The 23812-nt window shown below is 65.7% G+C and carries 25 protein-coding genes and 3 tRNA genes; 23 read left to right on the forward strand and 5 right to left on the reverse strand.

Features of this window, described 5'->3' with window-relative positions; all coding sequences use genetic code 11:
• The first annotated feature begins 120 nt into the window (after window positions 1-120).
• Genes JOF55_RS12980 through JOF55_RS12990 form a run of 3 tightly spaced genes read left to right on the forward strand, consistent with a single transcriptional unit; the run spans window position 121 to window position 1754 of the window.
• Complete coding sequence (locus tag JOF55_RS12980) at window positions 121-561, forward strand: roadblock/LC7 domain-containing protein (RefSeq protein ID WP_310273946.1); 441 nt, start codon at window positions 121-123, stop codon at window positions 559-561.
• Between the two features lie 7 nt (window positions 562-568).
• Window positions 569-1162 carry a DUF742 domain-containing protein gene (locus tag JOF55_RS12985; RefSeq protein WP_310273948.1) on the forward strand — a complete coding sequence of 198 codons (594 nt, stop codon included), beginning with the start codon at window positions 569-571 and terminating at the stop codon, window positions 1160-1162.
• Entirely contained in the window at window positions 1143-1754 is a 612-nt protein-coding gene (locus JOF55_RS12990) for a GTP-binding protein (protein WP_310273950.1), read from the forward strand. Before JOF55_RS12985 ends, JOF55_RS12990 begins: the two co-directional genes overlap by 20 nt.
• Window positions 1755-1813: 59 nt before the next feature.
• Here the strand turns inward: JOF55_RS12990 and JOF55_RS12995 are convergent, their stop codons facing one another.
• Together JOF55_RS12995 and JOF55_RS13000 are read right to left on the reverse strand one after the other, a co-directional pair.
• Entirely contained in the window at window positions 1814-2104 is a 291-nt protein-coding gene (locus JOF55_RS12995) for a hypothetical protein (protein WP_310273951.1), read from the reverse strand.
• Window positions 2105-2171: 67 nt separating this feature from the next.
• Entirely contained in the window at window positions 2172-2585 is a 414-nt protein-coding gene (locus JOF55_RS13000) for a TIGR03668 family PPOX class F420-dependent oxidoreductase (protein WP_310273952.1), read from the reverse strand.
• Between the two features lie 384 nt (window positions 2586-2969).
• Here JOF55_RS13000 and JOF55_RS13005 point away from each other — a divergent pair, with 384 nt between their 5' ends.
• From JOF55_RS13005 to JOF55_RS13030, 6 genes are all read left to right on the forward strand, one after another.
• Window positions 2970-5666: a putative bifunctional diguanylate cyclase/phosphodiesterase gene (locus JOF55_RS13005; protein ID WP_374727275.1), complete on the forward strand. Its 2697-nt coding sequence runs from the start codon at window positions 2970-2972 to the stop codon at window positions 5664-5666.
• Window positions 5667-5749: 83 nt separating this feature from the next.
• Window positions 5750-5822, forward strand: a tRNA-Thr gene (locus JOF55_RS13010).
• A 113-nt stretch (window positions 5823-5935) separates the two neighbouring features.
• Window positions 5936-6007: transfer RNA gene (locus JOF55_RS13015), tRNA-Met, on the forward strand.
• Between the two features lie 93 nt (window positions 6008-6100).
• A complete protein-coding gene (gene rpmG / locus JOF55_RS13020) occupies window positions 6101-6271 on the forward strand; it encodes a 50S ribosomal protein L33 (RefSeq protein WP_114451073.1) in 171 nt (56 codons plus the stop codon).
• A 102-nt stretch (window positions 6272-6373) separates the two neighbouring features.
• Complete coding sequence (locus JOF55_RS13025) at window positions 6374-6835, forward strand: MaoC family dehydratase N-terminal domain-containing protein (RefSeq protein ID WP_310273958.1); 462 nt, start codon at window positions 6374-6376, stop codon at window positions 6833-6835.
• Window positions 6835-7257 (forward strand): MaoC family dehydratase, encoded by a 423-nt coding sequence (locus tag JOF55_RS13030; protein ID WP_310273960.1) that lies wholly within the window; start codon window positions 6835-6837, stop codon window positions 7255-7257. The genes JOF55_RS13025 and JOF55_RS13030 overlap by 1 nt, the downstream gene beginning before the upstream one ends.
• Before the next feature lie 61 nt (window positions 7258-7318).
• Here the strand turns inward: JOF55_RS13030 and JOF55_RS13035 are convergent, their stop codons facing one another.
• The gene (locus JOF55_RS13035; RefSeq protein WP_310273962.1) at window positions 7319-8557 is read right to left on the reverse strand and encodes a pyridoxal phosphate-dependent aminotransferase; all 1239 of its coding nucleotides are present in this window, start codon (window positions 8555-8557) and stop codon (window positions 7319-7321) included.
• Between the two features lie 218 nt (window positions 8558-8775).
• On the opposite strand from JOF55_RS13035, the gene JOF55_RS13040 reads away from it, so the two are divergent.
• The 5 genes from JOF55_RS13040 to rplA all read left to right on the forward strand — a co-directional run bounded on the left by JOF55_RS13040 (window position 8776) and on the right by rplA (window position 11712).
• Window positions 8776-8848, forward strand: a tRNA-Trp gene (locus JOF55_RS13040).
• Window positions 8849-8957: 109 nt separating this feature from the next.
• A complete protein-coding gene (secE, locus tag JOF55_RS13045) occupies window positions 8958-9356 on the forward strand; it encodes a preprotein translocase subunit SecE (RefSeq protein WP_310273964.1) in 399 nt (132 codons plus the stop codon).
• Window positions 9357-9436: 80 nt separating this feature from the next.
• Window positions 9437-10300, forward strand: coding sequence for a transcription termination/antitermination protein NusG (nusG, locus tag JOF55_RS13050; RefSeq protein WP_310273966.1), 864 nt, complete (start codon window positions 9437-9439; stop codon window positions 10298-10300).
• A gap of 189 nt (window positions 10301-10489) precedes the next feature.
• Window positions 10490-10924 carry a 50S ribosomal protein L11 gene (gene rplK / locus JOF55_RS13055; RefSeq protein WP_310273967.1) on the forward strand — a complete coding sequence of 145 codons (435 nt, stop codon included), beginning with the start codon at window positions 10490-10492 and terminating at the stop codon, window positions 10922-10924.
• Between the two features lie 74 nt (window positions 10925-10998).
• Window positions 10999-11712 (forward strand): 50S ribosomal protein L1, encoded by a 714-nt coding sequence (gene rplA, locus JOF55_RS13060; protein WP_310273968.1) that lies wholly within the window; start codon window positions 10999-11001, stop codon window positions 11710-11712.
• A 101-nt stretch (window positions 11713-11813) separates the two neighbouring features.
• Here rplA and JOF55_RS13065 read toward each other — a convergent pair whose 3' ends face one another.
• Together JOF55_RS13065 and JOF55_RS13070 are read right to left on the reverse strand one after the other, a co-directional pair.
• A complete protein-coding gene (locus tag JOF55_RS13065; protein WP_310273969.1) occupies window positions 11814-14138 on the reverse strand; it encodes a DUF8728 domain-containing protein in 2325 nt (774 codons plus the stop codon).
• A gap of 71 nt (window positions 14139-14209) precedes the next feature.
• Window positions 14210-15049, reverse strand: coding sequence for a hypothetical protein (locus JOF55_RS13070; RefSeq protein ID WP_310273970.1), 840 nt, complete (start codon window positions 15047-15049; stop codon window positions 14210-14212).
• Between the two features lie 342 nt (window positions 15050-15391).
• On the opposite strand from JOF55_RS13070, the gene rplJ reads away from it, so the two are divergent.
• The 9 genes from rplJ (at window position 15392) to JOF55_RS13115 (ending at window position 23805) form a co-directional block, all read left to right on the forward strand.
• Window positions 15392-15922, forward strand: a complete 531-nt coding sequence (rplJ, locus tag JOF55_RS13075; RefSeq protein WP_310273973.1) for a 50S ribosomal protein L10 — start codon at window positions 15392-15394, stop codon at window positions 15920-15922.
• Window positions 15923-15997: 75 nt separating this feature from the next.
• On the forward strand, window positions 15998-16384 hold the full coding sequence (rplL, locus tag JOF55_RS13080) for a 50S ribosomal protein L7/L12 (protein ID WP_310273975.1): 387 nt from the start codon (window positions 15998-16000) through the stop codon (window positions 16382-16384).
• A gap of 131 nt (window positions 16385-16515) precedes the next feature.
• Window positions 16516-17268 carry a Mut7-C RNAse domain-containing protein gene (locus JOF55_RS13085; protein WP_310273977.1) on the forward strand — a complete coding sequence of 251 codons (753 nt, stop codon included), beginning with the start codon at window positions 16516-16518 and terminating at the stop codon, window positions 17266-17268.
• Between the two features lie 290 nt (window positions 17269-17558).
• Complete coding sequence (locus JOF55_RS13090) at window positions 17559-18779, forward strand: ABC transporter ATP-binding protein (protein ID WP_310273979.1); 1221 nt, start codon at window positions 17559-17561, stop codon at window positions 18777-18779.
• Entirely contained in the window at window positions 18776-19567 is a 792-nt protein-coding gene (locus tag JOF55_RS13095) for an MlaE family ABC transporter permease (protein WP_310273982.1), read from the forward strand. Before JOF55_RS13090 ends, JOF55_RS13095 begins: the two co-directional genes overlap by 4 nt.
• 5 nt (window positions 19568-19572) lie before the next feature.
• Window positions 19573-20412 (forward strand): MlaE family ABC transporter permease, encoded by an 840-nt coding sequence (locus tag JOF55_RS13100; RefSeq protein ID WP_310273984.1) that lies wholly within the window; start codon window positions 19573-19575, stop codon window positions 20410-20412.
• Window positions 20409-21806, forward strand: a complete 1398-nt coding sequence (locus tag JOF55_RS13105) for an MCE family protein (protein WP_310273986.1) — start codon at window positions 20409-20411, stop codon at window positions 21804-21806. The genes JOF55_RS13100 and JOF55_RS13105 overlap by 4 nt, the downstream gene beginning before the upstream one ends.
• Window positions 21803-22828 (forward strand): MCE family protein, encoded by a 1026-nt coding sequence (locus JOF55_RS13110; protein WP_310273988.1) that lies wholly within the window; start codon window positions 21803-21805, stop codon window positions 22826-22828. The genes JOF55_RS13105 and JOF55_RS13110 overlap by 4 nt, the downstream gene beginning before the upstream one ends.
• On the forward strand, window positions 22825-23805 hold the full coding sequence (locus JOF55_RS13115) for an MCE family protein (RefSeq protein ID WP_310273990.1): 981 nt from the start codon (window positions 22825-22827) through the stop codon (window positions 23803-23805). Before JOF55_RS13110 ends, JOF55_RS13115 begins: the two co-directional genes overlap by 4 nt.
• Window positions 23806-23812 lie beyond the last annotated feature (7 nt).

The raw sequence follows: 23812 nt of genomic DNA on the forward strand, positions 1-23812 counted from the left end.
GTTGGGGCCGATTGCCCCGGCGACCGGCCGTGTCTCGGTGACCGCACTATGCGTTGGCAACGCGCCTTGCCCATTCCGAGCCGGACCTCTTGGTCGTGTGAGATCAGCAAAGGAGGCTGCATGACGTCGCAGCAGGCAAAGTCCGACCAGTTCGCATGGTTGGTCACCGACTTCACCGAGCGAGTCGCCGGGGTGGCCCACGCCATTGTCGTCTCGGCCGACGGGTTGTTGCTCGTTTCCTCGGACAAGTTGCCGAAGGACCGGGCCGATCAGCTCGCCGCCGTCGCTTCGGGCTTGCTGAGCCTGACTCAGGGGGCAGCCCGGTGCTTCGAAGCGGGCGGGATCAAGGAGACCATCGTCGAGATGGACCGGGGCCTGATGCTGCAGATGGCCATCAGCGACGGTTCGTGCTTGACCGTGCTCGCCTCACCGCAGTGCGACATGGGGCTGATCGCCTACGAGATGGCCATGCTCGTGCAGCGCGTGGGACGCATCCTCACCCCTGAACTGCGTTCACAGCTGCAGGGCTCGAGTCGTTCTGCGACAGAGCAACTGGTGTGAGGCCGTGATGAGTGAAGGGCCTGGCTATTACGAGCGCCAGCCGAGAGGTGAGCAACCGCCGTACGGGCGCGGGCGGGAGAACGAGGGCGGCGACGCGACGTTCGCCGACGTGTTCAACGGATTCACCTTCGGAAGCAAGCGCGGCCGCAGCGACCACGGTGAGCGGAGATCCGCCGGCCCGGCACGACCGGATCATTCCGGTGAACAGGGTGGTGCCGATGCACCCTGGAGCGGCTATCCTTCCGAGTCGGAAGAGGACAACACTCCGGCAGCCAGTATCCGGCCGTATGCCTGGACCGGCGGTCGCACGAAGTCGAATGTGGAGCTGGAGTTGGAAACTCTGGTCTCCACCAGTGAGCACTACCAACCGGGAATGCCGCTGCGGCACGAGCATCAGTCCGTCGCGGAATTGTGTCAGCACCCCCGCTCTGCTGCGGAGGTCGGCGCATTGCTCGGCGTTCCGTTCGGCGTGGTCAAGGTTCTGTTGGCCGATATGGCCGGGCAAGGACTGATCCACGTCCATCAGACCGTGACCGACAGTGGCAGTGCACCACATCTGATGTTGATGGAAAGGGTATTGAGTGGACTCCGCCGGCTATAGGGCGCCGCAGGAAAGCGGGCAGCCGAGCACCAGTTCGGCCAAAATCGTGGTCGCGGGCGGGTTCGGAGTGGGGAAAACGACCTATGTCGGCTCCGTTTCCGAAATCGTGCCGTTGACCACGGAAGCGGTGATGACGGAGGCCAGCGAGGGCGTTGACGACCTCGCCGCGACTCCCGGCAAGACCTCGACGACGGTCGCCATGGACTTCGGGAGGTTATCGCTGGACTCGGACCTGATTCTGTACCTGTTCGGGACACCGGGCCAGCAGCGTTTCTGGTTCATGTGGGACGACCTGGTGCGTGGTGCGATCGGCGCGGTCGTTCTCGTGGACACTCGTCGGCTCGCGGACTGCTTTTCCGCCGTGGATTTCTTCGAGGATCGTGGCGTGCCGTATGTGATCGGGGTGAACTGCTTCGACGGATCACTGCGGCATCAGGTCGAGGAGGTACGCGAGGCCGTCGCGGTCGGTCCGAACGTGCCGATCGTGCCGTGTGACGCCCGCGACCCGGAGTCCACGAAACAGTCGCTGATCGCCCTGGTCGAATACGCCATGAGTTGGTGGGTCGCCACCCATCCCGCTCCTCAGCGGTAGTGCCATCGCCGGTTGCCCATCCCTGCCGGATGGGCAAACACCGTCGCTGAAAGAAATCCCTACTCGGGGCGGGGGCCGTCGCCGTAGACGAGTTCGTCGGCTTGCGCCAGGCCTGCGTCGAGCACCTCGCGATTCCGGGGGGCGAGGGTCTCGCGGAAGTCCGTCCCCGCGGCTCGGACCAGCACCATCAGCTTCTTGGCCATGCCCCGTGCCTGGGTGAGCCGCACGTCCTCGTTCGCGAGGAGCGTGCGGGAGTCGTGGATGAGTTTGCGGTACCGGTGATTGAGCTCGGCATGCCGATCCACCACCGTCAGCGCCTCCGCGAGCCGCGACAACTCGGCTGTCGGCATGCGCGCATGATACGGATCTTTCATCACGCCTGAGCACTCTAATGGCCGGTCAGGTACCGGTCAGGCATCAGGAAGCCGCCCAGCCGGTCCAGCGGTGCACCCGGATGACGATCAGCGTCTGCGCGGGCCGCTGTTGCTGGTACTGCCCGTACTTGGTGGCCAGGGCATCCACCAGGTCCGGATGATCCGTGGCATCGGCGAGGCTCGCAGCGCCGTCCGCGCGCACCCACCACAGTCGTGACCAGTCTTCCTCGTAATGGTCGACGAGGAGCGTGACCCGTGCGTTTTCGGTGATGTTGCGCAGCCTTTTCAGTTCCGTGGTTCGCTTGGGCTTGTGATCCACGGCCGTGGTGATCAGATCACCGGTCACCACGAAGGTGACCGGAACCAGATGGGGCTGTGCTTGCTCGCTCACGGTCGCCAGCCGAGCGACGGAGGCTCGTGCGAATTCCCGGCGCGCCTGTTCCTGCTCCATGCGCATGCTTGTTCACCGTCGTGGATCTTTCCGGTCGGATTCGGGTGTTCCGCTCAAGGTGCGGGCTTGGTCGGCCCGGGAAGAGCGGGAACACCTACTGTGCTCGGTCACCCCATATCGTGATGGATGCGTTCGGTTGTTGCGTTCTTTCTCACACTTCAATCGCTTCGCCCGTACGAGTGGTCTCTGCCCGTGCCGAGAGCCGAGGAGTGTGCCTGCTCCCGCAGCGCAAAGATGATCTTGCAGGGTCCGCGGACAGGAAAAATCGATTACTCTCGGTGCTCACCTTCCGCGGTTGTTCCACGAATAGGCCAAGCGGACCCTGGTCAATGGTCAGTGTCGTGCGTCAGGATCGACGCAGCGAGGGTGTCGCATGGTGGGAGGCAGTGGATGATCGAGCGTCACCGCTCCCTCGATTCGTGGACAAGGCCGAATTCACCTCGACCACCCGTGCGGGCCGAAGTGGATCCGACCCGGATGCGTGTTTTCACCCGATTTTCGCTCCTCGTGCTCCTCGCGGGCATCGCCACCAGCGTGGTGACCTCGACATGGCTCCCGGCGCATTACGGCCCCGAGCTGCTGCTCGTCGGCTCGCTGCTGACGATGGGTTTTCTCCTGGCCGAGCAGCTCACCATCGACGTCGACGTCAAGGGGGTCGGCTGGACGATCTCGTTCTCCGAGATCCCCCTGGTCCTGGGGCTGCTCACCGTTCCCTTCGAGGTGGTTCTGGCAGCCAATCTCCTGGCGGGCCTGGGCGCCCAGGTCGGCAGGCGTGCCGCCGCCCATGTCGCCTACAACGCGGGTGTCCTGTGCCTGGAGATCGCGGTGCCGTTCGCGGTCGCCGCCGGAGTGAACGCAGGCCTGGCCGGGATGGCTCCGATGTGGTTCGGCGCGGCCGCGGGCACACTGACCTCCTCGCTGATCAGCTGCGGGTTCGCCCTGGCTGCCCTGCACGTCCTCGGTGGTGGGATGCGGCTCGGGGCAGGTGCCCGGCTGGGGGTGCGGACGCTGGCGGTCGGCCTGCTCAACACCTCACTCGGTCTCACCGGATACGAGGTCGCGGTGAGCACCGAGTGGGGCTGGGTGCTCATGGCGTTGCTCTGCACCGGTGTGCTCGCGGTCTACCGGGCGTACTCGGGGCTGTTACGGGACCAGCGTGACCTGGAGACGCTCGGCGACGTCAGTCTCAGCGTGGCCCGCTCCGGGCAGGCCGCTATTCGCCGCCCCTCGGAAGCCGATTCCAGCGGTCCGGAGAGCTCGGTTGCCGAGTGGGCACCGGTCGCCGAGCGGATCCGCGAGCAGCTCAACGCGACACGGGTGGTACTGCGGCTGTGTCTGGACCCCCGGGGCGAGGTCAGCACCCTCGTGGCGGGGGAGCCCTTGCCCGAGACGGCACCGCGAGAGGGTGCCTCCATCCTGCGGGAATGCCCGATGCTGCAGCTTCCGGGCAGCCATGTCCGATCGTTTCGCACCCTGGACGCGTCGGAGGACATTCGCCTCGCTCTGCGCCGACGCGGCGCCTACGAGTCCCTGGTGGTGCCGCTGCGCGGGACGAACCAGATGCTCGGTGCGGTTGAGGCGCACGATCGGGTGAGCCGGTGGCGTGGCTTCGGGCGAGCCGATGTGCGGCTGCTGCACACGTTGGCCAGTCACCTCGCCACGGCGATGGACAACCGGCGCCTGCTGGCGCGACTGCGTCATGATGCTTATCACGATCCGCTGACCGGTCTGCTCAACCGCACCGGTTTCCGAGAGATGACCCATGAGGGCCTGCGGGCGGGTACTGCTGTCGTTCTGCGGATCGATCTGGAGTTGTTGACCACCGTCAGCGAGGCGCTCGGATACGCCTGGGGCGATCGGCTGGTGGTCGCCGCCGGACGGCGTATGCGGGAGGAGATCGGCCCGGACGTGCCGCTGGCCAGGCTGGAAGCGCACTCGTTCGCGATACTGCTGCGGGAGTACAGCAGACAGCAAGCCCATGAACTCGCCGAACATCTCAGGGCGGTGATCGCCGAGCCGTATCCGGTGGATCGCCTCGTGGTGGAGGCGAGTGGCGTGGCGGGCTATGTTTCCGCCGAACCGGCTGATTCCGAACCCGCGGAGCACGATGACGCCGAGATCGATGTGGACGTTCTCCTGCAGCGTGCCGATGTGGCCGTCCGCGCCGCTCGCAACGATGCGGACGGGGTGCGTGGTTACGTGCCGAGCATGGGCCAGATCTTTCTGCGTCGGTTCCAGTTGGTCACCCAGTTCCGACAGGCGCTGGACTCCGGTCAGATCGAGGTGCATTACCAGCCGAAAGTGGCCCTGCCCGATCGCCGGGTGATCGGTGCCGAGGCACTGGTGCGCTGGTCTCACCCGGAGTACGGGCGGCTGGATCCCGACGAGTTCATTCCCGTTGTCGAGGCAACGGGGTTGGTCGACGCGCTCACATCGTTCGTGATGGAGCGTGCGCTGGTGCGGGTGCGCGACTGGCTGGACCGTGATCTGCGCATGTCGGCGGCGGTGAACCTCTCGGTGCGCAACTTGGCCGACGAGTCGTTCCCGGATCGGGTGTCCGAGGCGCTCGTGCGGCATGCTGTGCCTCCGGAACTGCTGACCTTCGAACTCACCGAGTCCAGCGTGATGGCGGATCCGGAACGGTCGCTGCCGGTGCTGCGACGGCTCCGGGAACTGGGCGTCATCCTGGCGGTGGATGACTTCGGTACCGGCTACTCGTCACTGGCGTATCTGCGTCGGTTGCCCGTGGACGAGGTGAAGATCGACAAGAGCTTCGTGCTGGGGATGGGTACCGACCTCAGCGATATGGCGGTGGTGCGCTCGATCGTCGAGCTCGGGCACTCGCTGCGGTTGCAGGTGGTTGCCGAGGGGGTCGAGGACGACGCGGCGCGGGACAAGCTCGTGCAGATGGGGTGTGACACGGCTCAGGGGTACCTGATCTCGCGACCGCTGTCCGAGGAGCGGTTCGAAGCATGGTTGCAGGCGCGCACGGTCCGGGAAGCAGGCAGCGGGAAGTGGTACGGCGAGGGCCAGAACGTCTGTACGACGTGTACGACCCTGACCCTGCGGAACCAAAGTCATGTCTGAACTGGGCTTTCACGAGGAAGAGCCCCCCGGTTGAGGAAGCCGCTGGAGCGGTGTGTAGAGTTTCAATCGCTCCGCAAGGGCACGCCCCAATAGCTCAGTCGGCAGAGCGTCGCCATGGTAAGGCGAAGGTCTACGGTTCGAGTCCGTATTGGGGCTCTGACGGCAGCCGCGGTGCTCGGTAAAATGAGTACCGTGGCTGCCTTGTGTGGGATAACCTGTGGTTCCTGCACGAGGATTCCCGGGACGCGTCCGACGGGAGTATCCTGCAAGGCGGTGTAGCTCAGTGGTAGAGCAAACGGCTCATAATCGTTGTGTCGTCGGTTCGAATCCGGCCACCGCTACTACGGCTGCTGACCGCGCCTGAGGCGGTCCCCGCCCGAAGGGGATCGGACAGTCACGCTGCCCGTTTTCCGAGCACGAGAGAGAGGTCCGCCGTGGCTAAGGCTGCCACCGATGTTCGCCCCAAGATCACTCTGGCGTGTGAAGTGTGCAAGGAGCGCAACTACATCACGAACAAGAACCGGCGGAACAATCCCGACCGGATGTCGATGAGGAAGCACTGCCCTCGCTGCAATGCGCACCGCACGCACAAGGAGACGCGCTGATTTCCAGCGGCTCGGCCGCTGGTCCGCAGTACTCCACGAAGGCCCGCCCGGCTCCGGCCGTGGCGGGCCTTCGTGTGTCTGCTTTGCGGTACTCTGCTGTGCGTGCCGCTCGACCAGTCATTCATCGGACGTGAGTATCCGCCCACCCGGCCCTACGAGGTCGGCCGGGAGAAGATTCGCGAATTCGCCGAGGCCATCCGGGACGACTCCGCGCTGTATCGGGACGTGGAGGCGGCGAAAGCCGCCGGGTATCCCGACGTGATCGCGCCTCCGACCTTCGCGGTACTGCTGTCGATGTCGGCCCAGGACGCGATCGTCGAAGACACCCAACTCGGCCTGGACTACAGCCGCGTGGTGCACGGCCAGCAGGACTTCACCCACCATCGCCCCATCCGTGCCGGCGACGAACTCGTCGTCGTGGTGCACGTGGATGACATTCGGGCTCGCGCGGGCAATGACTTCCTGACGGTGCGTGCCGAGATCGGTACGACCGATGGTGCGGCCGTGTGCACCGCGACGTCCATGCTGGTGGCCCGCGGGACGGCGGCGGAGGAGCAGTCGTGATGCCGAGCGTGTCCGAAGTCGCCGAGGGCGACCGGCTACCGGAGCTGTCCATCCCGGTGACCCGTGCCGATCTGGTGCGCTACGCGGGTGCTTCCGGCGACTTCAATCCGATTCACTGGAACGAACGGTTCGCTTCCGAAGTGGGGCTTCCGGATGTGATCGCGCACGGAATGCTCACGATGGCCCTGGCCGGGCGCCTGGTCACCGAGTGGACGGGAGACCCGGGAGCGGTTCTGCACTACGGCGCGCGTTTCACGCGGCCGGTGGTGGTGCCCGACGACGGCGTGGGAGCGCTCATCGAGGTTTCCGGCAAGGTGGCCGCCACGAACGAGGACGGCACGGTCAAGGTCTCCATCACCACCCGAAGTGCGGGCCAGGGAGTCCTCGGCGGGGCGAGCGCCACGGTGCGGCTCCCGCAGTGACTCCTCCGCCGGTGGGGTGAGTCGATGCCCCGGGACATCGACCACCCCACCGTGCAGCCGCTCAGCGTGCCTCGCTCAGCAGCTCGCCCATCCGGCGAACGCCTTCGGCCAGGTCCTCGTCGCCGAGGGCGTAGGACATCCGGAAGTACCCCGGAGTGCCGAACGCCTCACCGGGGACGACGGCGACTTCCGCCTGCTCCAGCACGAGCTCGGCGAGTTCGGCACTCGTCTGGGGACGAACGCCGCGGATCTCCGAGCCCAGCAGCTCCTTCACCGAGGGATACGCGTAGAAAGCCCCGTGCGGCTCGGGGCAGCTCACCCCGGGAATCGCCGCGAGCATGTCCACAATGGTGCGCCGCCGCCGGTCGAACGCCTCCCGCATCTCCGCGACCGCGTCGAGCGGTCCGCTGACGGCCTCCAGCGCGGCATGCTGGGAAACGTTGGCGACGTTGGACGTCAGGTGGGATTGCAGGTTCGTCGCGGCCTTGATGACGTCGGTCGGCCCGATCATCCAGCCGACCCGCCAGCCGGTCATGGCATAGGTCTTGGCGACCCCGTTGAGGATCACGCAGGTGTCGGCCAGTTCGGGAACGACGGCGGGCATCGACACATGGCGGGCACCGCCGTAGATGAGGTGCTCGTAGATTTCATCGGTGATCACCCAGATGCCGTGCTCGACGGCCCAGCGCCCGATCTCCGCGATTCGCTCCGGCGGATAAACGGCGCCGGTCGGGTTCGACGGCGAGTTGAACAGCAGAACCTTGGTACGCGGTGTCCGTGCCGCCTCCAGTTGTTCGATACCGGCGAGGTACCCGGTGGACTCGTCGGTGCCGACCACGACCGGGACTCCACCCGCGAGTGAGATGGCCTCCGGATAGGTCGTCCAATACGGCGCGGGGAGCAGGACCTCATCGCCGGGATCGAGTAGTGTGGCGAAGGTCTGGTACACGGCTTGCTTGCCGCCGTTGGTCACCAACACCTGGTTCGGCTGAATCGTGTGGTTCGAGTCGCGGGCGGTCTTGGTGACAATGGCCTCGCGCAGCTCCGGCAGACCCGAGGCGGGGCTGTAGCGGTGATTGCGGGGATCCGCACAGGCCGCGGAGGCGGCTTGCACGATCGGAGCGGGGGTGGGGAAGTCGGGTTCGCCCGCACCGAAACCGATCACCGGGCGCCCCTCGGCCTTGAGGGCCTTGGCCTTGGAATCGACGGCGAGGGTGGCGGATTCGCTGATCCCGCCGATGCGTGCGGACACGCGTGGCTTGCCGGTGTGGGTAACGGACTGTGTCTCAGGTGCGGCCATGGTGGCATCATCGCAGATGAGCGACGCTTGTCCGCATTTTCCCCATCGGCGGGCGCGCCGGAATGGGGATGCGGTTGGAACCGTTCGGCTGCCGTGCCGTACACTTTTGGACTTGGGATGCCTGGATGCCCATTCCAGCCGCGGACAGCCAACGGGCTGACTCCGGTAGCTGGTCGGGAGCCGGGTGTCTCGCCACGTGACCGGGTGAGCGGTCACAAAGGGGTGTAGCTCAAGTGGCAGAGCAGCGGTCTCCAAAACCGCAGGTTGCGGGTTCAAGTCCTGTCACCCCTGCGTCGATGAAGACGGTGAGCGTGCGGATGGGGTCGGGCGAGCCGAGGAGTTCGCCAACCGCCACGGCAATCGCGTTCATGCGTCCGACGAGCGCCGGCGAGGAGGGTGCGTGAGCGAGGACCGCGAGCAGGAGCCGGATGGGGAACAGCCCCGTCCGTCCGGTGCCGCGCGGCGTGAGCGTCGTGCCTCCGCCCGTTCGGGAACCGGGAAAGAGCGGGAAAGCCGCAGCGGCACGTCGAGTACAACCGAATCGACGGGCACAACACAGCCCAAAGGTCGGCCGACCCCGTCCCGGGACGGCCGGCAGCGTCGGGTGTCACCGTTCCGGAAGATCGGTCGCTTCCTGCGGGAAGTGATCGCGGAACTGCGCAAGGTCATCTGGCCGACACGCCGGATGCTGCTGACCTACACCGCGGTGGTGCTGGTGTTCGTCAGTGTGATGGTGGCGTTCATCGCCGGTCTGGACCTGCTCTTCGGCCAGGGTGTGCTCTGGCTGTTCGGTGAGTGAGCGTCGCCAGGCCGCGCGCACGTCCGGTGGCGAATGCCATCGACCCGGCACGCAACGCATAAGAGGAAGCGAGACCGACTGTGACCTCCCACGAGGGCGAGGAGCTGACCGGCCTGTCCGACGAGCAGGCGGACGTCGGGACGGAACAACCTACCGAGGAGCAGGCCGCCGAAGCGTCGTCGATGAGCCCGGATGAAGCCGCCGACTCCGGGCAGGCTGTCGGCCCCGGCGAGGACACCGGTTCGACCGAGAACGACGCGGGCTCCACCGCAGCCGCGAACGGGACCGGTGAGACGGCCGGCTCCGATGCCGAGGAGGGCGACGAGGAAGAGCCCGATCCGGTCGAGGAGCTTCGCGCGGCTCTGAAGCGGGCTCCGGGCGAGTGGTACGTCGTGCACTCTTACGCAGGCTACGAGAACAAGGTCAAGACCAACCTGGAGCACCGCGCTCAGACGCTGGACGTCGAGGATTACATCTTCCAGATCGAGGTACCCACCGAAGAGGTTGCCGAGATCAAGAACAACCAGCGCAAGATGGTGCAGCGCAAGGTCCTGCCCAGCTATGTGCTGGTGCGCATGGAGCTCAACGACGCCTCGTGGGCCGCGGTGCGCAACACGCCGGGTGTGACCGGCTTCGTCGGTGCCACGTCGAAACCTTCACCGCTGAGCATCAACGATGTGCTGAAGTTCCTGGCTCCGCAGGTGGAGAAGGAAGCCAAGCCGGAGGCTGGGAAGAAGGCGGCCAAGCAGGAGGCTGCTCAGTCTCAGGTGGAGGTCGAGTTCGAGGTCGGCGAATCCGTTACCGTCATGGACGGGCCGTTCGCAACTTTGCCCGCGACGATCAACGAGGTCAACGCGGAGGCCCAGAAGCTCAAGGTGCTGGTTTCGATCTTCGGCCGTGAGACTCCGGTCGAGTTGTCGTTCAACCAGGTTTCCAAGATCTGACCGGCTCCCCTCGGGAGCACGGCGGCCACGGCGGGCCGGCAGGGGCCTGTCGTGGAACGAGCGGTCGAGCCCTGTTACGGGCCCGTACTGTTCGATTCGGTCGATGACCGGCGCATTCGGTCGAGCACACGGAGTGGTCGACCACGGCAGTGACCGAATACCAGGTACCGAAGACACAGGAAGCACGAGATGCCGCCCAAGAAGAAGCGACTCGCAGCGATCGTCAAGCTGCAGATTCAGGCTGGCCAGGCCAACCCGGCACCGCCCGTCGGTCCGGCGCTCGGTCAGCACGGCGTCAACATCATGGAGTTCTGCAAGGCCTACAACGCCGCCACCGAGAATCAGCGTGGCGACGTGGTGCCGGTTGAGATCTCCGTGTTCGAGGACCGGTCCTTCGACTTCAAGTTGAAGACTCCGCCGGCCGCGAAGCTGCTGCTCAAGGCCGCCGGTGTGCAGAAGGGCAGTGGCGAGCCGCACAAGACCAAGGTGGGCAAGGTCAGCATGGACCAGATCCGTGAGATCGCCCAGACCAAGTGGGTCGACCTCAACTCGCCGACCATGGACGAGGCCGAGAAGATCATCGCGGGTACCGCGCGGTCGATGGGGCTCCGGGTCGAGGACTGACTCACCACCAACCACATGTGGGAGGGCTTGCGCAGCCCAGCCACCACAGCTGATCCATTGCGATAGGGACAGACATGGCAACGCGCAGCAAGACGTACAAGCAGGCCGCCGAACTGGTCGACCGCACGCGGACGTACACGCCGCAGGAGGCCGTCGAGCTGGCCAAGAAGACGGCCAAGACCAACATGGACGCCACCGTCGAGGTGGCGCTGCGGCTCGGCGTCGATCCCCGCAAGGCAGACCAGATGGTCCGCGGCACCGTGAACCTGCCGCACGGTACTGGTAAGACTGCCCGCGTCATCGTGTTCGCTTCCGGTGACAAGGCCGCCGAGGCCGAGGCCGCCGGTGCGGACGCGGCAGGCTCCGATGAGCTGATCGAGCGTATCCAGGGCGGCTGGCTCGATTTCGATGCGGCGGTGGCCACCCCGGACCAGATGGCCAAGGTCGGCAAGATCGCACGCGTGCTCGGGCCGCGTGGTCTGATGCCGAACCCGAAGACGGGCACCGTGACCCCGGAGGTCACCAAGGCGATCTCCGACATCAAGGGCGGTAAGATCAACTTCCGGGTGGACAAGCAGGCCAACCTGCACTTCGTCATCGGCAAGGTTTCGTTCTCCACCGAGCAACTGCTGGAGAACTACGCTGCGGCTCTCGATGAGGTCCTGCGTTCCAAGCCGACGACCTCCAAGGGTCGTTACCTGAAGAAGGTCTCCTTCACCACGACCATGGGCCCGGGCATCATGGTGGATCAGAACCGGACCCGCATCATGCTCGACGCGAACCTCTGAGCCGGTTCGCATCGCACGGATCAGGGTCGGCCCCGGGTACGGGGTCGGCCCTGATTCTTTGCCGTGGTCTGACCCCGGGCTCTGCCTACCGGGTTTTGCTCTCATGGACCTACTGCAGCCGGCTGTTGGCTGAACCAGTAGCCGTAGGACGTGTAGTCGGGGTAGGGGCCGAGGAAGGTCCGCACCGGTCCGAATTCGATCCTGAGTGTGGAATCCGTGACGAACCTGCCCGGGATGGTGAATGTCGATTCGTGCCACCCGTCGCCGTCCGCTCCGAAGTGCCAGCGGCCCACGGTCCGCCCGTCGACGGAGACCCGTACTTGGCGGGAACCGGTGTGGGTGCCCGGCAGCGGTCTTGCCGCGTCGATCCGTGAAGTAATGGTCACGGGCCTGCCGGAAGTGAGGTTGCGGGCCGTCAGGACTTCGCCGCCGATGACGTGCCGCCCGCTGTCCACCACGTCGTGACCGGAGTAGGTGACGGTTTCGACGCTGGTGGTCGGTTGGAAACCCCGGTGTACCGGCTTGACCCGGTAGGCGTGTGCCTGCTCGCTGCGCAGGTCCGCGACATTGAGGTAATCCCGGATTCGACCCGGTGGGTCGACTTCGGCGGGGAGGTCGCCGGTGCCGACGTCGCTCCAGTCGGCCTTGTGGATGACGACCTCGTTGCACAGTCGGGAGGCCTGGCAGGCCGAACCCGAACCCGGTGTGGGGCGCGAGAACCGCGGCGACTTCAGTTGGAATTCGATCAGCGGCTCTTCGCCGAACAGGCCTCCCTCCTGCAACCCGTACACCGGCCAGTTGTCGAACACCGCGAAGTAATCCGGTCGCTGCTGCTCGGGCATCCTGCGCAGCGCCTCGTACAGGCTGCCGGGGCCGTGCCGGTTGGGCTCGGCGAGGCCGTTGGTCGTGAGCCCGATGAGGTCCACGATGTCGTGCTCGCTGAAGTAGGCCGTGGCCCCGGCGTCGTTGATCGCGATCACCGATTCCGGTGGCAAGTGCCCCTTCATCCAGTTGCTGATGGATACCTGCTGGTCCCGGATTCCCGCTGACTGTTGACCGAGGCGAAAGCTCCACGCGGGCATCTCGGACAGTGAGAAGACCAGGGCCATGGTGAACACGCTGTTGGTCACCAGTATCCGTGCACGCCTGGTCGCGAAGAGACCGCCCACTGCGGAGAGGCCGATCGTGGCAAGCAGCAGCAGGATCGGCATGAACGGTTGCACATAACGCAGGTGGTGAACATGCGCGGTCCGCAATGTCGAGATCGCGAGCAGGACGAGGAGGAAACCGAAGGCCATCGCCAGCACGAGGGGGCGCCGGGTGGGCTGTTCCCGCAGCAGGTGAACCGTGCCCACGATTCCCACGAGCAGGGCGCCGGGGAAGACGAAGGCGTAGTCGTTCAGGCCGCTGAAGACGAGGAGAAAGCCGTGGAACCTCGTCAGTGCCGCGTCCAGGAACTCGGTGGGATAGAAGATCGGTGTGTAGAGCAGGGATTTCGCCTGGGCACCGGTTGCGGTCGTCGTCCCGGTAACGGCCCGGTAGAAGAGCCGTTGGCCGATGCCTGCCAGCAGCGGCAGCGAAATCGGGGCGAGCAGTCCGAGCGTGCCCGGCCACGACATGCTGTGTGACGGGCTGTGGGATGTGCTGCGGGCGCGGTCGCGGCGGAGGACCGTCCAGGTCATCGCGACGCACAGGACGACGGTGAAGATGAACGCTTCGGGTCTCGACAAAGCCGCCAGCGCCGCCACGACGGGGGTCAGAACGAAGTGCTTGCGCGGTGCTTCGACGGTGAAGGCGAGGAGAGCGGCGGTGAGCAGCAGTGCGACGAAACCGATCTCCATGCCGCTGACGGAGCCCCACAGCAGCGCGCCGTTGACCGCGACGAGTCCGCCTGCCCAGGCACCGACTCGTCTGTTCATGACCCGACGACCGATCAGGAAGACGCACACCGCCGTCAGGGCGAAGCACAGGCTGCCGAATCCCATGGCGAACGGCAGGAAGGCCTGTCCCTGGATCCCGATCGCGTAGAACGCACCCAGCACGAGGACGTACAGCAGGCTGCTGGCACCGGTACTGATCGGTTCACCGGTGTTGTACTGCAGGAAGTGACCTTGGCCGAGCTGGCTGGCGTACTGCAGGTGAATGTAGGCATCGTCCAGCGGGGGGATGAAGTTCCCCGCGTTGTAGGCGAGGTTGACCGCCATGAACGCGATGCTCGACAGGAATGCCGTGGTCCCCACGGCCCAGGCGAGTGGATCGCGCCGCGCCAGGAATCCGCGGGCTTGCTTCGCCGCGGGTGCGCGGACGCTCTCCGGATCCTCGTGGCGGAGGCTGTCGTGCGGCCCCGTGCTCGGATGGCCGTTCTTGGGGACAGTGACCTCCTCGGAGTTCGAGGGCTGGTCCCTGCTCGGCAGGCTGGACGACACGCGGTGCACCTCGCAGTCACTGTGGGGAGTGAACGGAACTCTCGTCACGTCTACGTGAGTGAAAGTTCCGTTCACCCGCCGGTACAGGAAGGCTGTCGCTCGTAGCCGTCGATGATCCAGCCTCCGTTGGATTTGCGCTTCAGCCCGAACGTGCCCAGCCGTGGGCCTCCTCGAACATCGAGCAGGCAGGAGGATACGGACGCGTCCGCGCCTCCGACCTTCACCGCCCCCTCGCCGAAATCCGGGTTCTTGTACTCATGGGGGCTGGTGACCCGGTTGCTGAGCTGCTGGGCGGCGGTGGGGCAGTTCGGGGCACCGTGGGCGGCTGCGAACCGGCTGCTGGCTGGCGGGGTGAACAGGGAGCATACGGTGTCGGGCTTGGTGGCGACGAAGTCGTAGACCGTGATGACGGCGGCTTTCGGACTGGTTTGCAGGATCGGCCTGGCGCCCTGCTCCGCCGCTCCGGGGGTCCCACCGCTGCCGCTGCCGCTGTCGTTGCCGAAGTAGTGGTCGAGCGCGACAGGCAGGAGCAGGAACGCCAGAAGCAGATACAGCAGTCGCCGGACCGGTTTGAACCGCAGCAGCCGCAGGGCTTTCTTCCACAGCGGTCGCTTCGGGGACGCCGCGGTGTTGTTCGGCGGGCCAGGTGGGGGTGTGGTTCCCGCACCGCTGCCGTGCAGGCGTTGCCACTCCTGGAACCGCTGAAATTCGAGGAACTGCTGGTACTGCCGGAACGCTTCGTCGTTCTGCGGGTGCGGTGGGAGCGTGTCCTGGTGTTCCGAGGTGGTCGTCCGCTGCGGCTCGTCGACCGGTTCGGCCTCGACGATCTCCGGTAGTGCCGGCTCCGGCGGGGAGTTCGGCGAAGGTGCGTGCTGCGCGTGCTCGTCCGGCGAGTCGTTCGGGTCGGCCACGGTGAACATCATGCCGTGTCCGGCAAGTCACCGGGGCCCGCCGGTGGGGGGCCACATCGGTGGGCACGGCACCTGACGTATGCTGGTGGAGGTTCCACCAAAGACCGCTGGTCTTCCCTGCGTTGCTCGCTTGGGGTTGCTCACTCGGGCTCTCCTGCTCTGCCGGGCTACGCCGGGAACGAAGGTCCCGTGAGATGCGGGCGACCCGCGCAGGAGAACGAGGCAGTATCAGCGCGAGCATCGCGCCCCTGATCTTCACGCCCCGTGCCTGCTGCGCCGGGGCGTTTCTCGTCTCCAGGACTCGGCGACCGGCACCGCCGCGAGCACTAGAGAGGAGGCGACATGGCGAAGCCCGAGAAAGTGGACGCGGTCAACGAGCTTACGGAGCACTTCAACAAGGCGACCGCGACGGTTGTGACCGAGTATCGCGGGCTGTCCATGGGGCAGCTCAAGGAGCTGCGCCGTTCCCTCGGCGAGGGCGCGACCTATCGTGTCGCGAAGAACACGCTGGTCAAGATCGCCACCAAGGAATCGGGCGTCGAGGGCCTCGACGACCTGTTCGTCGGCCCGACCGCGCTGACCTTCATCGAAGGTGAGCCGGTGGAGGCGGCGAAGGTTCTGCGTGACTTCTCCAGGGACAACAAGGCCCTGGTGATCAAGGGCGGTTACATGGACGGCCGCCCGATCTCGGTGTCCGAGGTCGAGCGCATTGCCGATCTGGACTCCCGCGAGGCCACCCTCGGCAAGTTGGCAGGCGCGATGAAGGCCAAGCTGACCGAGACCGCGGGCCTGCTTTCCGCTCCGGCATCTCAGGTCGCGCGCATGACCGAGGCGCTGAAGGACAAGAAGGACACCGGCTCCGCGGAGAGCTGACCCACCCCCATCGACGAAAGCGTCCCTGGGTTGCGCCCGATGCGGGCGCTGATGTGATCTGAAAGGAACGCCATCATGGCCAAGATGAGCAACGAGGAACTGCTGGACGTCTTCAAGGAGATGACCCTCCTGGAGCTTTCGGAGTTCGTGAAGCAGTTCGAGGAGACCTTCGACGTCACCGCTGCGGCCCCGGTCGCGGCTGCGGCCCCGGCTGCCGCCGCTGGTCCGGCTGCCGAGGAGGAAGAGCAGGACGAGTTCGACGTCGTGCTCGAGGACGCAGGCGAGAAGAAGATCAACGTCATCAAGGTCGTCCGCGAGGTCATCTCCGGCCTCGGCCTGAAGGAGGCCAAGGAGCTGGTCGAGGGCGCTCCGAAGCCGCTGCTGGAGAAGGTCGACAAGGAGAAGGCCGACGACGCCAAGGCCAAGCTGGAGGAGTCCGGCGCCAAGATCACCCTCAAGTGATCATGCGCTGATACCTCACGAAGAAGGGGCGGTCACCCGCATCGGGTGACCGCCCCTTCTTCGTGCATCACCGATCGTGCTCGCCTCCGCCGTCGTTCGCGCGTGGTTGCCGTTCGTGGCGACAATGCGTCATGGCCTCCGACACCGCTGGTACGCATCCGACACTGCGAGTGCGGCCGGACCGTGAGCTGTGGTCGTTCGTGGCGCCGCGGCACCGGCGGGAGCAGGTCCTGGTGCGCTACGACGGCACAGCCTCGCTCGGGCACGTCGTCCAGTCGCTGGGGATTCCGCTGACCGAGGTCGGCGCCTTGCTGGTCGACGGAGTTCCCACCGAGCACTCGCAGCGGCCCGGGCCTGCGGCGACCGTCGAGATCCGGCCTGTCGAGCGTCCGCAGGCGATCCGTGCGCATTTCGTACTCGACGTGCACCTCGGGACTCTCGCGCGGCGGATGCGGCTGCTGGGTATCGATACCGCGTACCGCAACGATGCCGAGGACGGTGCGTTGATCGAGCAGTCGGCGCGGGAGGAACGCGTGCTGCTCAGCAAGGATCGCGGGCTGTTGCGGCGCCGGGCACTGTGGTCCGGGGCTTTCGTACGAGGTACGCGGCCCGCAGAGCAACTCGCGGACGTGCTGGGCAGGTTCGCGCCCGGGCTGAATCCGTGGACGCGGTGTCTTGCCTGCAACGGTGAGCTGGCGGCGGTGGCCAAGAGCGAGGTGGTCGACGAGCTGGAGCCGGGTACTCGGCGCTGCTATGACGTCTATGCGCGGTGCCGCTCGTGCGGGCGCGTGTACTGGCGTGGTGCGCATGCGGACAAACTCGACGCGATCGTGGCGGAAGCCCGCTCGATGCATCCTGATCGCGGAGAAGATGGGCGAGGCTGACCGGATTCCGGTTACCCCACGGTGCTGTGGCATCGATCCCGACTCTCTCGAACGCGGACAAGGGACAAACCGGGCATCGCCGATGTGCAGGCGAGAAAAAGAGGAGCTCGTGAGTAACCTGCGGTCCGCGCACTCGTTGCCCGAGTGTGATGCGCTCAACTCCCGTTGAGCGCATCACAGAGGACAGGCTGCCCGGCCGAGTCGTTCGTCCCGGAACTCGTGTGCGGGCGAGATTCCGGTTAGCGGGGACGCCGGACGGGATACGGCCAACGAAGGACGCGGAGGTACGGATGGGCGTCGAGGTGGCCGTCGAGGGACTGTCGAAGTCTTTCGGTGCGCAGACCATCTGGTCCGATGTCACGCTGACCCTGCCGAGAGGTGAGATCAGCGTGTTGCTCGGGCCTTCGGGAACCGGGAAATCGGTTTTTCTGAAGTCGCTGGTCGGGTTGCTCAAGCCCGAGCAGGGTCACGTGGTCATCAACGGTGTGGATGTCTGCAGCTGCTCGGAACACGAGCTCTACGAGATCCGCAAGCTCTTCGGCGTGCTGTTCCAGGACGGCGCGTTGTTCGGGTCGATGAACCTGTTCGACAACATCGCGTTCCCGCTGCGGGAGCACACCCGCAAGGGAGAGACCGAGGTCCGGAACGTGGTGCTCGAAAAGATGGAGATGGTCGGGCTCATCGGCTCGGAGACGAAACTCCCCGGCGAGATCTCCGGCGGTATGAAAAAGCGCGCGGGCCTGGCCAGAGCACTGGTGCTCGACCCCGAGATCATTCTGTTCGACGAGCCCGATTCCGGCCTCGACCCCGTCCGCACCGCCTATCTGAACCAGCTCATCGTCGACCTCAACGCGCAGACCGACGCGACGTTTCTGATCGTCACCCACGACATCAACACGGCACGTACGGTGCCGGACAACATCGGGATGCTGTTCCGGCGCAACCTGGCCATGTTCGGCCCCCGGGAGGTACTGCTGACCTCGACCGAGCCCGCGGTCGAGCAGTTCCTCAACGGACGCAGGCAGGGCCCGATCGGCATGAGCGAGGAAAAGGACTCCGGTCAGGCGGCGGCCGAACTCGCCGAGCTCGGCGGCGACAACGGCGTACCGCAGCTCATTCCACAGCTGGAGATATCACCCGGTGTGCCCAAGCGGGCAGCCGTCCAGCGCCGCCAGGACCGGGTGATGGCCAATTTGCAGTCGCTGAATCCCAGCGCACAGCGGGAAATTCTCAACAGTCTCAGCTCGCGGGAGCGTCACCGCTATGGCGTGGCAGACGGTGCGCCTGCTGTCGACAACGGTGTGCCTGCCGCAGAGGTGCCTGCCGCCGAAGCCGAACAGCCGACGGAGCCCGTCGGACCGAAGCCCACGCCCACTCCGCGTCCTCGGACGCGGTCGATTCCCGAACAACAGCCCCCGTGGAGCCAGGACTCGGTGGACGAGCAGGCACCAGCCGGTGCACCTCGACGGCGGTGGTTCGGTCGTAAGAGCAACCGGGGTGATAACCAGTGACCGCACCTTCATCGGCGCGGTTCCCCGGTGCGGGCGGGCTGCGCGAGACCGGCAAGCTGTTCGCGCTCGCACTCGACGTACTCCGGGCGCTGCCCAAACGCCCGTTCCAGATCCGCGAATTCATCCAGCAGTGCTGGTTCCTGGCCGGTGTCACCATCCTGCCGACCGCACTGGTGGCGATCCCGTTCGGCGCGGTGATCGCCCTGCAGCTCGGCTCGCTGACCCGCCAGCTCGGTGCGCAGTCGTTCACCGGTGCGGCCAGTGTCCTGGCGATCATCCAGCAGGCCAGCCCCATCGTGACCGCGCTGCTCATCGCGGGCGCAGGCGGTTCGGCGATCTGTGCGGACCTGGGCTCCCGCAAGATCCGCGAGGAGATCGACGCGATGGAAGTACTCGGCGTCTCGCCGATCCATCGTCTCGTGGTGCCGCGGGTGCTCTCGGCGATGCTCGTCGCCGTACTGCTCAACGGCATGGTCAGCGTGGTCGGCGTGATGGGGGGTTACTTCTTCAACGTCATCATGCAGGGCGGTACTCCGGGCGCCTATATGGCGAGTTTCGGCGCACTGGCGCAGCTGTCGGATGTGTGGATCGGTGAGATCAAGGCATTGTGCTTCGGGTTCATCGCCGGTGTGGTGGCTGCCTACCGAGGGTTGAACCCCCCGCCGGGACCGAAAGGCGTCGGTGATGCCGTGAATCAGTCGGTGGTGATCACGTTCCTGCTGCTGTTCGCGGTGAACTTCATCCTCACCACGGTGTATCTGCAGATCGTTCCACCGCAAGGGATGTGACGGGCATGACGACGATTCCTCAGCGCGCCCGCCGAATCCTGCGGCGCCCGCTGGAGGTACTCGACGATCTGGGTGACCAGATGTCGTTCTACCTGCGGGCACTGGCGTGGATACCGAAGGCGATCACCCGCTACACCCGGGAGGTGCTGCGCCTGCTGGCCGAGGTCAGCTTCGGCAGCGGTGCGCTCGCGGTGATCGGCGGCACGGTCGGCGTGATGATCGGTCTCACCCTGTTCACCGGCACCGTGGTAGGTCTGCAGGGCTACGCCGCCCTGAACCAGCTCGGCACGTCGGCCTTCGCCGGGTTCATCTCCGCCTACTTCAACACCCGTGAGATCGCTCCCCTGGTGGCGGGACTGGCCCTGTCGGCCACGGTCGGATCCGGATTCACCGCGCAACTCGGCGCGATGCGGATCTCCGACGAGATCGACGCGATGGAAGTAATGGGCATCCCGAGCCTGCCGTACCTGGTCACCACTCGGGTGATCGCGGGTTTCATCGCGGTGATCCCGCTGTACGTGCTGGGGCTGCTCACCTCGTACCTGGCGGCACGCACGGTGACGGTGCAGCTGTATTCCCAGTCCGCGGGCACGTATGACCACTACTTCAATCTGTTCTTACCTCCGGGGGACGTGTTGTGGTCCTTCGGCAAGGTGCTCATCTTCAGCGTGCTGGTGATCATGACGCACTGCTACTACGGCTATCGCGCCAGCGGTGGCCCGGCGGGTGTCGGTATCGCGGTGGGCCGTGCGGTGCGGACCGCGATCGTGGCCACCGCTTTGCTCGACTTCTTCCTCAGTCTCGCGATCTGGGGAACCACGACGACAGTTCGGATTGCCGGATGAGTGCCCCGAGAAACCAGGGTCGGCGAGTGCTGACCACCGTCAGGCGCCGGTTGATGGGACTGGCCCTGCTGATGTGCATGGTGCTGTTCGTCAGCCTGACCGTGGCGATCTACCAGAAGGCGTTCAAGCCGGTCGTCGACGTGATGCTGCATGCGGAATCCACGGGTAACCAGCTCCGGCCGCGTTCGGAGGTGAAGATACGCGGAGTCCTCGTGGGCAAGGTCCGGGAGATCACCACCACCGACGGCGGTGCCAAGCTGCATCTGGCGCTGGAGCCGGAGAAGGTCGATGTGATCCCGGCGAACGTGTCCGCTCGGCTACTGCCCAAGACACTGTTCGGTGAGCGTTACGTATCCCTGCAGATGCCGGAGAACCCGGCCCCGCGGAGCCTGTCCGAAGGGGACGTGATCACTCAGGACCGCACGCGCGGAGCCATCGAACTGCAGACGGTGCTCGCCGACACGCTCGACACGCTGGAAGCGATACAGCCTGCCGATCTGGCGGCCACGTTGAACGCGCTGAGCACGGCCCTCGACGGGCGTGGTGAGCAGCTCGGCAAGACCCTTTCGCAGCTCAACACCTACCTGGAGGGGTTGAATCCGTCGGTGCCGGACCTGAAGCGCAACCTGCAGGAACTCGTCGGTGTGGCCAGAACCTACGAAGAGGCCGCGCCGGATGTGCTGCGAGCGCTGCGGAATCTGACCACGACCTCGCGCACGCTGGTCGAGCAACGCGAACATCTCGATGCACTGACCAAGCAGGTGACCAGGACCTCGCACGACATCAGGAAGTTCCTCGAAACCAACGAGGAGAACCTGATCCGCCTGAACGAGTCGGCACGGCCGACGCTGGACGTCCTCGCCAAGTACGCACCGGAATACCCCTGCCTGCTCCGGAGTCTCACCGGGCTCGTACCGCGCCTGAACAGTGCCTTCGGTGCGGGAACCAAGGAGCCCGGACTGCACATCACGCTGGAGATCACCTCGCATCGCGGTAAGTACGAACCGAATCAGGACGAGCCGCAGTACAACGACGAGCGCGGGCCACGCTGTTACGACTTCGCCAACGCGCCGAAGCCGTTCCCGCAGTACCCGCCGGACGGTCCGGTCAAGGACGGATCGTCCGCCCCACCCGCTGCTCGGACCTCCAACGGCGGCCTCAACCCGCCTGCCAACGGGGCCACGGATCCGGATCCTGCGAGTACGTCACCGCAATCGGCGAGCACGGGACACGCCGCTGGCCGTGCTCTGGGCATCGTGAACTCTCCCGCCGAACGCGACTTCGTGTCCGCACTCATGGCCCCGACGATGGGAGTACCGCCCGAGAAGGTGCCGGGATGGGGGTCGCTGCTGGTCGGACCGCTGCTGCGTGGTGCTGAGGTGAGTTACCGATGAACGGGCGTTCCATTGCCGGGCCGCTGGTGAAGTTCCTGATCTTCGTGCTGGTCACGGTGCTGGCCACCGGGGTCCTGCTGATCACCATCGCGAACGAGAGTTTCCGCTCCTCGGAGTCCTACTCGGCCCTGTTCACCGACGTGACCGGCCTGGCCGAGGGCGACGATGTACGGATTGCCGGGGTGAAGGTCGGTGAAGTGGAGGACATCCGGGTCGTCGACCACGGCACTGCCAAGGTCCGGTTCTCCGTGTCCGAACGCAGGTTGCCCAAGTCGGTGACGGCGGCGGTGAAATGGCGCAATCTGATCGGACAGCGCTACATCGATCTGGGGCGGGGCGCGGGCCCGGTCGACGAGTTCCTGGATGTGGGCGCGACGATTCCGGTCGAGCGCACCAGCCCACCACTGGATCTCAGCGCGCTGCTCGGTGGTTTCAAGCCGTTGTTCGAGGCGCTGTCCCCGAAGGACGTCAACAAGTTGTCCTTCGAGATCATCCAGGTGCTGCAGGGCGAAGCGGGCACGGTGGAAAGCCTGCTGGCACACACGGCTTCCCTGACGCAGACGATCGCCAAGAAGGACAAGGTGATCGGCCAGGTGATCAGCAATCTCAACAGCGTGCTCAAGACCGTCAATTCGCGGAGCACGGAACTGTCCGGGCTCATCGTGCAGTTGCAGAAACTGGTCTCGGGATTGGCGGCCGATCGTGGTTCGGTCGGTAGCGCCATCAGCGCGCTGGATGGACTGACCAACACCACGGCCGGATTGCTCACCGAAGCGCGGCGCCCGCTGCGTCAGGACATCGCGGGGCTGCGGGAAGTGACCGAGAACCTCAACGGGCACCAAGCTCTCATCGAACGGGTTCTGCAGAACATGCCGAACAAACTCGAGACCGTCTCGCGCACCGCGAGCTACGGTTCCTGGTTCAACTTCTACCTGTGCAAGGCCTCCGGAAATGTCGGTATCGGCGAGGCCGACCTGGCGCTGCCGTTGATGCCGGTGACTCAGCCGAGGTGCCGCCCATGACCTCATTCCAGAAACGTGACCCACTCAAAACCGGTGCGGCCGGGTTGTTGGCGCTGGCACTGGCCTTCGTCCTGGCGATGAACTTCCAGAGCCTGCCGTTCGTCGGCGGCAAGACCTACGTTGCGCACTTCAGCGAGGCGGCCGGACTGACCACGGACAACGTGGTACGCGTTGCCGGGGTCGAGGTCGGCTCGGTCACCGACGTGGAACTGGACGGCGATCACGTCAAGGTCACCTTCGAGGTCTCCGACGCGTGGATCGGCAACCGGACCCATGCGGCGATCAAGCTCGGAACCCTGCTCGGCCGGAAATACCTGGCACTGGATCCACGAGGCAGCAAGGAACTACCGAGTTCCGAACCGATCCCGCTGCAACGCACGATGTCGCCCTACGATGTCATCGAGGCGTTCAGCGGACTGTCCAAAACGGTCGGAGACCTCGACACCGAGCAACTCGCCCGCAGCTTCCGCACCCTGTCGGAGACTTTCTCCGATACTCCCGAGCAGGTGCGTGGCGCCCTCAAGGGACTGTCCGCGCTTTCGGAGACGATCGCCAAGCGTGATCAGGAACTCAAGAAACTGCTGGACCGGACCAGCAAACTCGCGGGCACCATTTCGGCCCGCAATGCCGAAATCGAGAAACTGCTCGCCGACGGCAATCGGCTGCTCCGGGAACTGCGGGCCAGGCGGGACGCGATCCGGTCGTTGCTCGACGGCACTCGTGCGCTGTCCGAGCAACTGACCGGTCTGGTCGACGACAACGCGGCACAGATCGGCCCCGCGCTCACGCAACTGGACAAGGTCACCGCGATGTTGCAGCGCAACCAGGACAATCTCAGCCGCAGCATCGAGCTGATGGCCCCGTTCACCCGGTTGTTCTCCAATGTTCTCGGCAACGGCCGCTGGTTCGACGTCTACATTTGCGGCCTGCTGCCACCCGCTGCCGGCCCGATCAACCGGGAGGGGTGCCTGCCATGAGAACCCT

The sequence above is a fragment of the Haloactinomyces albus genome (assembly GCF_031458135.1).
GTDB classification, from domain to species: Bacteria; Actinomycetota; Actinomycetes; order Mycobacteriales; family Pseudonocardiaceae; genus Haloactinomyces; species Haloactinomyces albus.